The following is a 13,275-nucleotide window of genomic DNA, read 5'->3' on the forward strand; positions in this document are numbered from 1 at the left end:
GGTTGTAGTGCTTCAGGACGGAACGGTGGGCACCGTGATGGTGCCCAAACAAACATAGAGAATGTGGAGACACCCCCCCATGCAAACCGACACAACTCGCGAGAACCCGCAGGGCACCTTGCCGCAGGCCGCCGATTCGAATTCGGATCTGTCCGCCACCGCGCCAGGTCAGCTGCGTGTGATCAAGCGTAACGGCACTGTCGTTCCCTACACCGATGACAAGATCACCGTCGCCATCACCAAAGCGTTCCTCGCAGTTGAAGGCGGCACCGCTGCTGCCTCGTCGCGAATCCACGACACCGTTGCCCGCCTGACCGAACAGGTCACCGCGACCTTCAAGCGTCGCATGCCATCGGGCGGCACCATCCACATCGAAGAAATCCAGGACCAGGTCGAACTGGCCCTGATGCGTGCCGGCGAACAGAAAGTGGCTCGCGACTACGTGATCTACCGTGACGGTCGTTCGAAAGAACGCGCTGCCCACGCACCGGCCGAAGAAGCGGTCAACGCTCACCCGTCGATCCGCATCACCCGTGCCGACGGCAGCCTGGCGCCGCTGGACATGGGTCGCCTGAACACCATCGTCACCGAAGCGTGCGAAGGCCTGGAAGAAGTCGACGGCGACCTGATCCAGCGCGAAACCCTGAAGAACCTGTACGACGGCGTGGCCCTGAACGACGTCAACACCGCCCTGGTAATGACTGCCCGTACCCTGGTTGAACGCGAGCCGAACTACTCGTTCGTGACCGCGCGCCTGCTGATGGACACCTTGCGCGGCGAAGGCCTGGGCTTCCTCGGTGTGGCCGAGAGCGCCACTCACCACGAGATGGCCGACCTGTACGCCAAAGCGCTGCCGGCCTACATCTCCAAAGGTATCGAGTTCGAACTGCTGAACCCTGTGCTGGCCTCCTTCGACCTGGAAAAACTGGGCAAGGCGATCAACCACGAGCGCGACCAGCAATTCACCTACCTGGGCCTGCAAACCCTGTACGACCGTTACTTCATCCACAAGGATGGCGTGCGTTTCGAACTGCCGCAGATCTTCTTCATGCGCGTGGCCATGGGCCTGGCGATCGAAGAGAAGCAAAAAGAAGACCGCGCGATCGAGTTCTACAACCTGCTGTCGTCCTTCGACTACATGGCTTCGACCCCGACCCTGTTCAACGCCGGTACCCTGCGTCCACAGCTGTCGAGCTGCTACCTGACCACCGTGCCGGATGACCTGTCGGGCATCTACCATGCGATCCACGACAACGCCATGCTGTCGAAATTCGCTGGCGGCCTGGGCAACGACTGGACACCGGTTCGTGCGCTGGGTTCGTACATCAAGGGCACCAACGGCAAGTCCCAGGGCGTCGTGCCGTTCCTGAAAGTCGTCAACGACACCGCCGTTGCCGTTAACCAGGGTGGCAAGCGCAAAGGCGCTGTGTGTGCCTACCTGGAAACCTGGCACATGGACATCGAAGAGTTCATCGAACTGCGCAAGAACACCGGTGATGACCGTCGTCGTACCCACGACATGAACACCGCCAACTGGATCCCTGACCTGTTCATGAAGCGTGTCTTCGACGACGGCAAGTGGACCCTGTTCTCGCCATCCGAAGTACCGGACCTGCACGACCTGACCGGTAAAGCCTTCGAAGAGCGCTACGAGTACTACGAAGCCCTCACCGAGTACCCAGGCAAGGTCAAGCTGTTCAAGACCATCCAGGCCAAAGACCTGTGGCGCAAGATGCTGTCCATGCTGTTCGAAACCGGCCACCCATGGCTGACCTTCAAGGACCCGTGCAACCTGCGCAGCCCGCAGCAGCACGTGGGCGTGGTCCACAGCTCGAACCTGTGCACCGAGATCACCTTGAACACCAACAAGGACGAGATCGCCGTTTGCAACCTGGGCTCGATCAACCTGCCAAACCACATCGTCGACGGCAAGCTGGACACCGCCAAGCTGCAACGCACCGTGAACACCGCCGTGCGCATGCTCGATAACGTGATCGACATCAACTACTACTCGGTGCCGCAAGCGAAGAACTCCAACTTCAAGCACCGTCCGGTCGGACTGGGCATCATGGGCTTCCAGGACGCTTTGTACCTGCAGCACATCCCTTACGGTTCCGACGCTGCCGTCGAGTTCGCCGACAAGTCGATGGAAGCGGTCAGCTACTACGCGATCCAGGCTTCCTGCGACCTGGCTGACGAGCGCGGCGCCTACGAGACGTTCCAGGGTTCGCTGTGGTCCAAAGGCATCCTGCCGCTGGATTCGCAACAGATCCTGATCGAGGCCCGTGGCCAGAAGTACATCGATGTCGACCTGAACGAATCCCTGGACTGGGCACCGGTTCGCGCCCGTGTACAGAAAGGCATTCGTAACTCCAACATCATGGCCATCGCACCGACCGCGACCATCGCCAACATCACCGGCGTCTCGCAGTCGATCGAACCGACCTACCAGAACCTGTATGTGAAATCGAACCTGTCGGGCGAATTCACCGTGATCAACCCGTACCTGGTTCGCGACCTGAAAGCTCGCGGCCTGTGGGACTCGGTCATGATCAACGACCTGAAGTACTACGACGGTTCGGTGCAGCAGATCGAGCGCATCCCGCAAGAACTCAAAGAGCTCTACGCGACCGCCTTCGAAGTGGACACCAAGTGGATCGTCGACGCCGCCAGCCGTCGTCAGAAGTGGATCGACCAGGCTCAGTCGCTGAACCTGTACATCGCCGGCGCATCGGGCAAGAAGCTGGACGTGACCTACCGCATGGCTTGGTACCGTGGTCTGAAAACCACTTACTACCTCCGTGCCCTGGCCGCGACCAGCACCGAGAAGTCGACCATCAACACCGGCAAGCTGAACGCTGTTTCCAGCGGCGGCAACCACGGTGACGACTCGGTTCTGGCGGCTCCTGCAGGTCCCGCTCCAGTGCCAAAGGCTTGCGCCATCGACGAGCCGGATTGCGAAGCTTGCCAATAAGCTGAGCCCGTGAGCGCCGCAAGGCGCTTACTCGAAACCCCCGATCAGCCTCTGGCGGGTCGGGGGTTTTCTTTTGCCTCGAGGAAATGGGTGACTGATCTGACGCTTTCGTCGGAACGCCGCCCGGAGCAAGCCCGCTCCCACAGGGGACCGAGTCTTTCCAGATAAACACGATCAACTGTGGGAGCGGGCTTGCCCGCGAAGAGGCCATCACATCCAGCATAAAACCTCAGGCCACAAAAAAGCCCCTCTTTCGTTATTCCCCCCAGTCTGCAATACATAATTAGGGCTTTACAGGCGATTTCCTCTATCGATACCCCTCTATTGAGGGGTATTTTTTGAGGTGTAATCGCTGAAGCTATACAGTGATTCCACATAGCATGCAGTAGCGATACCTTTCTATGCATAATCTGGCTGCTCTCAACTTCAGCCTGTACGCGTGATCGCCCTCCATGGCGCCTTGTGCGTAATCGCACTCCTGCCAACTGCAATCGTGTTATCCATCGTTGCATCCGACTCAACCAACGCACGCCGAAGAAGCGACCGGCAAACAACGGCCAAAAGCTGCGCCCCAACGCCACCCCCGCAAATCTATCCAAAATAATCGCCGGCGAGTTTTCAGCAATAGACTCTGACTCAAAATTACACCCCAACGGCCATACACTATTTGGGGTGATTCTGTTGAAAAAGTCGAACCCTCAAGACTGCCTGCATACGGACTGCTGAAAACGCCTTTACTGCGCGCAGCTAGGCGGAATCTGAGCCCGGAGTCTTGTGCTCAAGGCAAAGATTTCAATCTCAAGCACGTGCTTTCAGCCGTGGAACCATAATCGACTTTTTCAACAGAATCGGTCGATTTCTGTCAGTCGCGCCAGACGGAAATCGGCCAGGGGCGGACGTTCCCGCGTATAGGTCCTGTAGTAGGTAGACCTCTAGAAAAAAGAGGTCAATTCACATTGACTTGAGCTCATCATCAGTAGCTCCCCGCATGGCAGCTTCAAATGAGTCAAGGTCGTCGTCGGAAGGGGTGGTCATTGCGGGTATCGCTCGAATCCCATCCGCAATGTCCCTGCGGCTCAGATTGCAGATGATCATTTGGCCGCTGTTGATCTGGTACTCCAAGGAGCCACACCAGCGATTCATGTACCCTACGGTAGGTGTCAGGACGGCGGCGCTGGGGCGCTTTCTCATCTGGTGTTTTGCGAGGGACATTCGCAGGAGCTCCATTTGAGTGAAGAGCATCTGAGTACGCTTTAGGTCATCCCTCATCGTATCAACGAGCTCTGGTTTCTCTATGAGCAGATTGATTTCCTCAATGCGTTTTTGGATCGTGTAGTTCTCATAGCTCAAGGGCTTCTGCAGTTCCTTCAACTTGAGCGGCAACCCGCCATTGTCTGCGGCTCTGAGGTACTTACTGATTTTCTCGCGCCATGTGCGTACCAGTTCGTAAGCAGAGAAAATCCACATTTGTGACTGCGCAGATAAGAACATCGACTGGTAGGACGTGTTTGTCTCATCGAATTTACTACGAAGGTATCCATACTCCAGATCCATGATGAACTCATCCACAAGCGTGAGACTCATCGCTTGGTTGCTGAAGTCGAGATTGTTTGCGAAGAAAACAAGGCTGTTTAGAGCCGAGTAAATCGCCATCTGATGGATTTCCTCAGGGCTCTCGTAAGGAATCTCTTCGTCACACTCTTCGTAGTCATCCATGGTCTATCCTTTCGACGGTTTCGACGCTCACCCCATTACAGCTTTGCTGAATGCTGGCAGGCAGTCTTTGGATTTGGATTTGGGTTGCATTGACCCACTGCTAAGCAATGTGACCAGTAGGGATACCTGCTTTCGCGGCTGCCCGCTCAAGTTGATCCTTCACTGCCAACCAGCCGTAGCGGTCGGTTATAGACCAGTCGCTGCTTGGAATACGCCCCCCTGGCACTTACAACATAGTTTGACACGAGTCACCCGCCACCTCACAGGGGCCACGATACGCGTCAAATACAGTTTTTGACCCTAGGTGAAACCTACCGCCAGACAGTCCCGAGCGGCGCTGCAAGCGCACCGATCAGCACGCATTAGGAGCATCAAGACAAATGGCGGTAAGTCAGGTACACATTGTGCAGCTGACTCACACGCTAGCTAGCGGTCATGGATATCGCGAGTCGCATTGTTTTCCTTAAATAAATGGACAACGCAGCAAGTCCATGCGTGTAAATTTTTTGAGCACAACACCAAGGTATGTCCATACCAGCCAGTTTTTTGATTCGCTGTTCGTTACTCCGGCTTTCGGCTCAGAAACACACCGTTAGGTTTTTGCATTGCTAAAAAAACATCTACCTGTGGATTCTCTAGATTGCACGCCTGCGGTATCTTTGATGAACTGAGCGGTTCATCGTTAAAAATCCTATGGATTGGAGTTTAAATGTATATACAACGCGTACAAGTCGACGAGGGCTTCCTCGATGGTTTGGATATCACCTTTACTCCGGGGCTGAACGCAATAATTGGTTCGCGGGGAACAGGTAAAACATCACTCATCGAATTAGTCAGATTTTGTTTAGATGTCACCAGCACGACTACTGAAACTACTAGGCGCAGCAGAGATCATGCTCTATCTATACTTGGAGCTGGCCAAGTTACGGTTACCTTAGTTGACGAAGATAAAACAATTTTAGTTAGTCGAACAGCTTCTGATGAGGTCCCAAGAGCAACTTCTGTATATCGGAAACCTGTAATATTTTCTCAAACAGAAATCGAAACCGTAGGGCTAGAGGCGGCAGGACGACTAAGACTGTTAGATGGGTTTGTAAGAACCAAGCAAGACTCCGACGTAGTTGAAAGAGATGTAGTTGCAGAGTGTAGGAGTTTGACACGACAGATAGAAACTTGCCGGAAGGAAATAGATGAGTTCGAGCAAGCACAGAAAGCTCTTCCTGACCTGCACGCAGAGCTGACTAAAACAGCTCAAGCAGAGCAAGAAGTCTCGAAAACCTCTTTAGATTTGCAGGCAAAAACACAGCTTCTCAGCCACCGATCTAATGAGATATCAGGGATAAGTGTAATACTTCAGCATGTTACTCGGCTTAAAGATAGTGTTGCAGGTTGGAGTCACGAAGTAAAAAAGGGGATCGATTTTGGTCTGCCTTCTGATATTGATGTTGATCTTGCAGCAAAAATCACGACAAACATCCTTGCCATAAACCAGAGGATAAAAGGCGTAAAAGAGCGCCTAGGTGGCGAACTGAAGGAAGTTATAAATATATATCACGAATTGGATGAAGTCGTAAAAAAATGCACTGGTGATAAAGTTGTACAAGAGGATATGGCAAGGCAACTCCGGGTGGAGGTAGAAGGAATTCAAGCCGGATCAGGAGCAGTGCTAAGAAAAGGACAAGAACTAAGAGAGAAAATTGCGAAACTGGATTCCATAACCGCGTATCTAGGACAGAGAAAAATATTCATACAAAGTCTAATTGACAAAAGAGCCGCTGCATTAGATCAGCTAGATGAGATACGCGCCTCACGATACAAAGCAAGATATGAGGCATCTGATGCATTAAATAAACTGGTTGGTCCTAGCATACGCGTGTCAGTTTTCCGGAATGGGCAAGTAAAAAAATTTGCTGCCTCAATCTCTGAATCTTTAAGAGGAAGTGGATTACGGTACGCCGAGGTGGCCGAAACTCTAGCAAATAATTTGAGCCCTAGAGCACTTTTAGAGGCCGTAGATGACTTTGACGCGGACACTATCGCAGACGCAGCAAATATCACAGCGGATAGAGCAGCCCGACTATTGTCACACCTCAAAGGGTGTGACTTAGGAGAGATTTGTACCATCAATATAGAAGATGAGGTTTCCCTGCAACTTCTCGATGGCACAGATTATAAAGATATCTCCGATCTTTCAACCGGGCAGCGATGCACCGTAGTATTACCGTTGATTTTATCTCATATGAACCGAATGCTAATAGTCGATCAGCCGGAGGATCATATCGACAATGCATTTATCGCTAAAACCTTGATCAAGGTGATAGTTTCGCGAGGTGGTAAAGGACAGATAATTTTTTCAACACACAATCCTAATATTCCAGTGCTCGGAAATGCCGACATGGTGCTGCATCTTGGCTCGGATGGCCGTCGCGGTTTTAGAATTTCTTCGGGTCCTCTTCATGAGCGCGACATTGTATCGGCAATAAGTACCGTTATGGAAGGTGGCGCAGAGGCGTTTTCAAAACGTGCAACTTTCTATAGCGGTAACCCTTAACATGAACCGCGAAGAGGCTCTCCTGGCGCTGACTACCGGCAATTCGCACGTTAGGTTTCGCGCATTGCGGGCTTTAGAACAGGTTGCTCTACCGACGGATATAGCTTTTTTACTTAGACTTCAGACTACTGAAACGGACTTATACGTTAAAAAGCGTATTGATAGAATAGTGTCTGGTCTTCACGTCCAATTACCAGCGAAGCCGGTAGAGGAGGATGACATTGTCCCAGTCGACGTTAGGGAGCGCATTAGGGCTGATGCCATTGAATGGGTTGCAGGCCTTCTTTTGCATGAAATCGGTTCAAAGCTCGGCCTTCTTGCAAGTGAGGTATCCCATGATATACCAAACTATGATAACTCCAACTCAAAGCGTAGAGTAGAACAGCTCCAAGATACATTTGATGGTATTGAAGAACTAAAAAAAGCCACTTCATCTCCTAAGCCAGTAGAAATGGATCTTGCATCATTTATACGAGATTTAGTTGAGCTTGAACGAGTTGGACGTGATGTTGAAGCTTCCTATGTAGGGTCAAAGCCACTGGTCATATTCTGTGATAGAGGTCTTTTGGCGTTGGCTCTTTGCAATGGTATTAAGAATGCCATAGAGGCAGCTATCTCCGTCCGTTCCGAAAACCGGGAGCCGACGATTATTGTTAGCTGGGGTCAAACAGACATCGATAATTGGATCACAATAATCGACAACGGTCCGGGTTTACCAAGTAATTCATCAAGGTCATTTGTTCTCGGTGAATCTACGAAGTCGGGCCACCTTGGCTTCGGCTTGGGTATAGCACGACAAGCGATTGAAACACTGCATGGCACCGTCGAGCTCCGGAATTCGGGAGCAGATGGAGCTGCATATGAGCTAAGATGGAGCTTGATGAAGTGAATATTCTTATAATTGAGGACGAACCCGATTTTGTTGAGGAAATTAAGAGGCGGGTTTCCTCGTTATGTCGTGAACCAGCTTTTACGGTCGCTGCCTATGCCGAAGTCGCGGCAGTTTTTTTGACAAATAATTTCTTCGATCTGATTTTTCTAGATTTAAAGTTGCCTACTGCGAACCAATCCATGGACAGTGATCCTCAGCATGGCAGAGATTTGTTAGATTTGGCGAGGGCTGTTGCTCCTGGTACTCCTGTATTCATGCTGACAGGATCATCCGCAGAGCAATTTTTGCCGGAGATGATGGCCCTCAACCATCAAGTCGATATTTGGGGCCAAGGAAAAACGCTATCATTAATTGGATTTCAACCAAAGCACCGAGTAAACAATCTGGATGCGCTCATTCATCCATACATTAAGGCATGCGATGCCGTATGCGACGTTGAGATCAATTCGGCAACCGATTTAGATCTACGTGTAGCGCGTTTAGTACGAATTTTCACTGCGTCAGTTGGCGGAGTATTTTGTGATGTACGTAGGCTAAGTGGCGGCTTATCCGGCGCACTAGTTCTAAAACTTCTTGTTAGGGACGGTAGTGGAGCTAAAATTCACGATTCGATCGCAAAGATTGGCTCGCCCGACCACATCCAAGATGAGGTAGAACGACATGATAAATATATCTTGAGATTGGAACCCAGCGCTACACCTAGAAAAGTAGCTGTCTTGAATCATGGTGCTAAAGATACGTCAGGAGTATTTTACAGCCTAGCGTCAGCCTCAGAATTTACCGGATTTTCGATTATTGAAAAAGGCGCTACCGAAGTAATAAAGGCGGTCATGGGATGCGTTCAGCGTTGGACAGATGCGGCAACACAAAAACGAGTTTCAATTGAAAGTATAAGACGTAGCTTTATAAGCGATGAACAGTTCGCAGAAATCCGAAACCTAGTTTCACACGAATGGGTAGAAAGATTTGAGCAAAACCCTGTTCTCGTTAAATGGGGTTGTGTGCATGGTGATTTACATGGGATGAATGTTCTTCTCTCCGACGCTTGGGTACCAGTTCTCATTGATTACGGCGATGTTGAGGAAGGCGCCCTCTGCAGAGATCCTATTACATTTGAATTAAGCACATTTTTCCATCCGGATGGTCCATTTAGAAATAGTGAATGGCCAAATGAGAAGGATGCTTTGGTATGGGGGCAGCCGGAATTTTCTGGTCTTAATTGCCCCGCTGAAGAGTTTTTTAACGGTTGCAGAGTGTGGTCGGAAACAATAGCTGCGGGAAAACGGGAGCGAGCGGCAGTTGCATATGGGTACTTAGTTCGCCAACTAAAATATCCTGGCTGCAATGCGTTGCGTGTCAATCAATTATTAGCGGGTGTTAAGCGCCTCTACGACTCGGCTTGATTACCACTTCCATAGAACTGAGTAACGCCTCAGATAATTGTCTAATGAGGCGTTACGTAGTCTTTCGCCAGCAGCACAGCGCTCGTTAGCGTATTCACGATGCAAACCGCGCCCTATCCCGACCGATGCTCCGCCCAGGATGCGAAAGCCCTCGAATCCGGGGATTTGACCTATATTTCTGAGTAGCGCTCAAAACACGGGTTACCTTGGAGTTTTAACTGCGTAGGTTGGCAGTCACTTACTTGTACCGCGCATGAAAAAATGCAAAAAGAATTAGTTTTGATATGTGGTTAATTTATGGACGATAAAACACCCATCACAGTTAGCATGGCGCCGGAATCACTGAGTGCGTTACTGATGCCGCTCCAAGATGAGGGAAAAACGACATGGGTAGCCGGTGTGGAACTCCGCAGTCGAGCCATAGCTGACGGTTGCGACAGACAGAAGTCGCCCAAGCAAGCAGCTATAGCCAGAGCATTAGTTGACGCGAAGCAATACTAAAAAAACGCGAATTCAAGAATAGTATAAATTACTAAATTTTTATATTAGAATAGCTATTTTCGTCGCCTCATTAGCAAAAAAATCCACAAAATTGGCTTTATGCGCAATTATGCGAAAATCCATAATTTGTTCGAAGATAGGATTCGGCGACGAAAAAACAAATGTGGAGGAGGCTGGTAAGGGTGGATAAAACCGTCTCTCAATATCTTGGATCCTAGGCCTTCGGGACTCTTCTGCCGGTAAGAATACGAAGCGCGTTCGTCAAAGCTGAAGGGTGACGGTTCCTGGCCGGACGTGCGATTGTTGTCCCGCGCTTCGTCGTTGCCCCAAAATCCCAGTAGCAAGGAAAAGAAATGTTTTCTTTAAGTGCTGAAAATAGCCGCAAAGACAACATTTCTTTACTTACAGCTATTGGCCGATTTATTCCTTTGCTGACAGGCAGCTATAGGGCTGATCACCACCACCATTGCGACTGATCCACCCTTGTCTTCCCTCAACGTGGAGGACGAGCCATGAACACTGTTGCTAGATACCGCCATCAGCCTTGGAACAAGGGAAAGCTTGTCGGTCAGAAAGCCCCGCTCCGAGTCAGAGATATCTGGGCTATCCGAATAAGACTTCAGCTTGCTGAGAAGACGCGTGATTTGGCGCTCTTCAACTTGGCCATCGATAGCAAGCTGCGTGCCTGTGACTTAACCAAATTGCGGGTCAGAGACATTGCCCATGGGGAGCATGTGTCGTCACGGGCCATCGTGATGCAGCAGAAAACTCAACGCACAGTGCAATTTGAAATCACTGAACAGACCCGAACGGTTCTGGAAGCGTGGATGCGCCAGGCGCGTCTCCGCAGTGAGGATTTCTTGTTCCCGAGCCGGCTGCACGCTTCAGAGCATTTATCCACCAGGCAATACGCTCGAATAGTCAAAGCGTGGGTGACAACCATTGGCCTTGACCCAACCATGTATGGTACTCACACGCTACGGAGAACCAAGGCTTCGTTGATTTATCGCAGGACGAAGAACCTGAGAGCGGTCCAACTCCTGCTTGGTCATACGAAGCTTGAAAGCACTGTCAGGTATTTGGGAATCGAAGTCGATGATGCCTTGGAAATGGCGGAGCAGACGGAGGTGTGACCATCACTGCGACGGTCATGCCAGACCGTCGAGTCAATTGTGTCTACAAAGTCAGGGGCCATTCAAATCAGAGGGCAGTCCTGGACCTCACTGAGTGATCTAAGACTGGCGTACCCTCATAATGGAATCTGTGATGGCTTGAGCATTTGTGTCCAGCGTTTCCATTGCCGATATCGCATTAGCGGCGACACTGCCGACCCCATTTTCTGACAACCACCTGGTTATTTCTTCTATCGCGGCACATAGGGCGTGCTGGTTGTGGAGGAGCAATGTCAGTGCGTCCGCTGTGGCGATTTTGCAATTTGAGTTATCGGGCATGACGGTCGTCCTTGAGTAATGATGCCGGAAGCCTAGCTCATCTCGCCGTTGCCTTTCCCAGATCTACCCAGCTATTTGGATTCGATCTGACGCTCCTTTGAACCGAATTTGACCTGTACGTCCCTAGGTTATGACCGGCAGAGGTCGACCCATTGCTGCCGGTGGCGACAGGCAGCAATCGAATACCGTGACTATTCTTTCGGTTATACAGCCAACAGGAATTGGTCAATGACCCCTCTCACAAAACGTAGAGTTTTACTCACAACAATGGCGTTGTTTGTAATGGTTCCGCCGACAGCATTTGCTGCATTATTCGGTGTTATGGGGCTGATGGCTTCAATCGCGATTATGTCAGAAGGCGACTTCTCGGGTTGGCTGACACTCCCAACGGTAGTGTTCGGTTGGCTAGGGGTTTATTCGGGGTGGCGCATCTACTTTGGACTACTGTGGTCGCGACCCAGATTCAGAAGCAAGGCCAGGTTGATGGTCGGCTTGTTGTGCGGAATGCTTGCAGCTGCGGTCATGATTTACGGTGTTCAACCGCTTAGTGTCAGTATCCCTTTATTTGCGCCCAGCATCATCGCTGCAGCTATTCTGGCCGTGCTGATGTGGAACAGTCCTGCTGAAAACCAATGATTAAAAGCGTCAACCTCACGTGCCATACACTGAGGGTTGAGCCGTCCATTGTGATATACCAAATGTCCGCTACTGGCCGAGAGTGTGTAAAAACGTCAGATTGGGTTTCTATATCGACGCCAGGAGACCGTGCTCACGTTTCGCAAACTGATCGAGGTCACGACGTTTCCAGGAACAGTTAAAACGGCTCAGCAGCCTCTTAAAGTCTTTTGGATAGGGCAAAAAAGACCGGTTTTCACGCCGTTAACGCTTTCATCAAGCCAGTGGTGCCGATGATTTTCATGACCCGTTTCAAGTTGTAGGCGAGCACATTCAGGCTCATCTCTGCACTCACCCCGTTAAGCTTTCGGGTCAGGAAGTGTGTCGCGCCCATCCATTGTTTGAGCGTCCCGAAGGAATGCTCAACAGTCCGTTTTCGGATTCGCATCATCTCCGGCGCGTTGCTCAGCCGGGTCTGCATTTCCTCCAGCACGGCTTCATGTTCCCAGCGCCGGACTCGCCGCTCCGTACTCGGTGTGCACTTCGGTTTCATGGCGCAGCCCCGGCATTTCGAACTCCAGTAACGGTGCAACGTTAGGCCTTTTTCAACGTTGGTATAACGCCAGATCAGCGCCTCTCCAGCCGGGCAGATGTATTCGTTTTTTGCCGCGTCATAGATGAAGGCATCGTTGTTGAAGCGCCCGTCTGCTTTGGCTCCAGAGGTCATCGGCTTGGGCACATAGGCGGTGATGCCTGCATCGTGACAAGCCAGGATTTCTTCGCTTTTGAAGTAACCTCGGTCAGCCACTACCGACAGCACTTCTGGCGCCATCGCTTCGCGGGCCTGCTTGGCCATCGAGCTGAGTTGATCGCGGTCGGAGCCGACGTTGGTGACCTCATGCGCAACGATCAAATGGTGCTGGGTATCGACCGCTGTCTGCACGTTGTAGCCGACGATTCCAGTGCCGCGCGTCATCATGGAGCGGGCGTCTGGATCGGTCAGTGAGACCTGTTTATCTGGCGATTCGTTAAGCTGGATTTCAATCGCTTGAAGCTCTTTCATTTGCGTCTTCAGCTTGGCTATCTTCTCTTCCAACCGCGCTGTTTTTGGCTCAGAGGATATGGGTTCTTGTCGATCGGCTGCATCGAGTGCCGCTAGGTAACGGTTGATG

9 protein-coding genes are annotated in these 13,275 nt (G+C 51.2%); 6 read left to right on the forward strand and 3 right to left on the reverse strand.

Annotated features, from left to right (window positions below):
* Positions 1 to 79 precede the first annotated feature (79 nt).
* Positions 80 to 2,974 carry a ribonucleoside-diphosphate reductase subunit alpha gene (locus tag ACM6G4_RS10835; protein WP_056728050.1) on the forward strand — a complete coding sequence of 965 codons (2,895 nt, stop codon included), beginning with the start codon at positions 80 to 82 and terminating at the stop codon, positions 2,972 to 2,974.
* Between the two features lie 951 nt (positions 2,975 to 3,925).
* On the opposite strand, the gene ACM6G4_RS10840 is transcribed toward ACM6G4_RS10835, so the two are convergent.
* On the reverse strand, positions 3,926 to 4,690 hold the full coding sequence (locus ACM6G4_RS10840; RefSeq protein WP_178083130.1) for a hypothetical protein: 765 nt from the start codon (positions 4,688 to 4,690) through the stop codon (positions 3,926 to 3,928).
* A gap of 709 nt (positions 4,691 to 5,399) precedes the next feature.
* Between ACM6G4_RS10840 and ACM6G4_RS10845 the strand changes: the two genes are divergently transcribed.
* From ACM6G4_RS10845 to ACM6G4_RS10860, 4 genes are all read left to right on the forward strand, one after another.
* Positions 5,400 to 7,241, forward strand: a complete 1,842-nt coding sequence (locus tag ACM6G4_RS10845) for an AAA family ATPase (protein WP_414913647.1) — start codon at positions 5,400 to 5,402, stop codon at positions 7,239 to 7,241.
* Between the two features lies 1 nt (position 7,242).
* Positions 7,243 to 8,130 carry an ATP-binding protein gene (locus tag ACM6G4_RS10850; protein ID WP_103404540.1) on the forward strand — a complete coding sequence of 296 codons (888 nt, stop codon included), beginning with the start codon at positions 7,243 to 7,245 and terminating at the stop codon, positions 8,128 to 8,130.
* Positions 8,112 to 9,536, forward strand: a complete 1,425-nt coding sequence (locus ACM6G4_RS10855; protein ID WP_103404539.1) for a response regulator — start codon at positions 8,112 to 8,114, stop codon at positions 9,534 to 9,536. The genes ACM6G4_RS10850 and ACM6G4_RS10855 overlap by 19 nt, the downstream gene beginning before the upstream one ends.
* A gap of 1,013 nt (positions 9,537 to 10,549) precedes the next feature.
* Positions 10,550 to 11,170 (forward strand): tyrosine-type recombinase/integrase, encoded by a 621-nt coding sequence (locus tag ACM6G4_RS10860; RefSeq protein ID WP_414913648.1) that lies wholly within the window; start codon positions 10,550 to 10,552, stop codon positions 11,168 to 11,170.
* A 99-nt stretch (positions 11,171 to 11,269) separates the two neighbouring features.
* Here ACM6G4_RS10860 and ACM6G4_RS10865 read toward each other — a convergent pair whose 3' ends face one another.
* On the reverse strand, positions 11,270 to 11,488 hold the full coding sequence (locus tag ACM6G4_RS10865; RefSeq protein ID WP_103404536.1) for a hypothetical protein: 219 nt from the start codon (positions 11,486 to 11,488) through the stop codon (positions 11,270 to 11,272).
* A gap of 228 nt (positions 11,489 to 11,716) precedes the next feature.
* Between ACM6G4_RS10865 and ACM6G4_RS10870 the strand changes: the two genes are divergently transcribed.
* Positions 11,717 to 12,124, forward strand: coding sequence for a hypothetical protein (locus ACM6G4_RS10870; protein WP_414913649.1), 408 nt, complete (start codon positions 11,717 to 11,719; stop codon positions 12,122 to 12,124).
* 235 nt (positions 12,125 to 12,359) lie between these two features.
* On the opposite strand, the gene ACM6G4_RS10875 is transcribed toward ACM6G4_RS10870, so the two are convergent.
* The coding region (locus ACM6G4_RS10875) for an IS1182 family transposase (RefSeq protein WP_414913650.1) at positions 12,360 to 13,275 on the reverse strand (916 nt) is incomplete at its 5' end.

Source organism: Pseudomonas sp. IT-P258 (genome assembly GCF_949767825.1).
GTDB lineage: Bacteria > Pseudomonadota > Gammaproteobacteria > Pseudomonadales > Pseudomonadaceae > Aquipseudomonas > Aquipseudomonas monachiensis.

Coding starts and splice junctions, on each gene's coding strand:
- ACM6G4_RS10850 (WP_103404540.1), top strand. CDS start 7,243: ATGAACCGCGAAGAGGCTCTCCTGGCGCTGACTACCGGCAATTCGCAC.
- ACM6G4_RS10870 (WP_414913649.1), top strand. CDS start 11,717: ATGACCCCTCTCACAAAACGTAGAGTTTTACTCACAACAATGGCGTTG.
- ACM6G4_RS10855 (WP_103404539.1), top strand. CDS start 8,112: ATGGAGCTTGATGAAGTGAATATTCTTATAATTGAGGACGAACCCGAT.
- ACM6G4_RS10845 (WP_414913647.1), top strand. CDS start 5,400: ATGTATATACAACGCGTACAAGTCGACGAGGGCTTCCTCGATGGTTTG.
- ACM6G4_RS10865 (WP_103404536.1), bottom strand. CDS start 11,488: ATGCCCGATAACTCAAATTGCAAAATCGCCACAGCGGACGCACTGACA.
- ACM6G4_RS10860 (WP_414913648.1), top strand. CDS start 10,550: ATGAACACTGTTGCTAGATACCGCCATCAGCCTTGGAACAAGGGAAAG.
- ACM6G4_RS10840 (WP_178083130.1), bottom strand. CDS start 4,690: ATGGATGACTACGAAGAGTGTGACGAAGAGATTCCTTACGAGAGCCCT.
- ACM6G4_RS10835 (WP_056728050.1), top strand. CDS start 80: ATGCAAACCGACACAACTCGCGAGAACCCGCAGGGCACCTTGCCGCAG.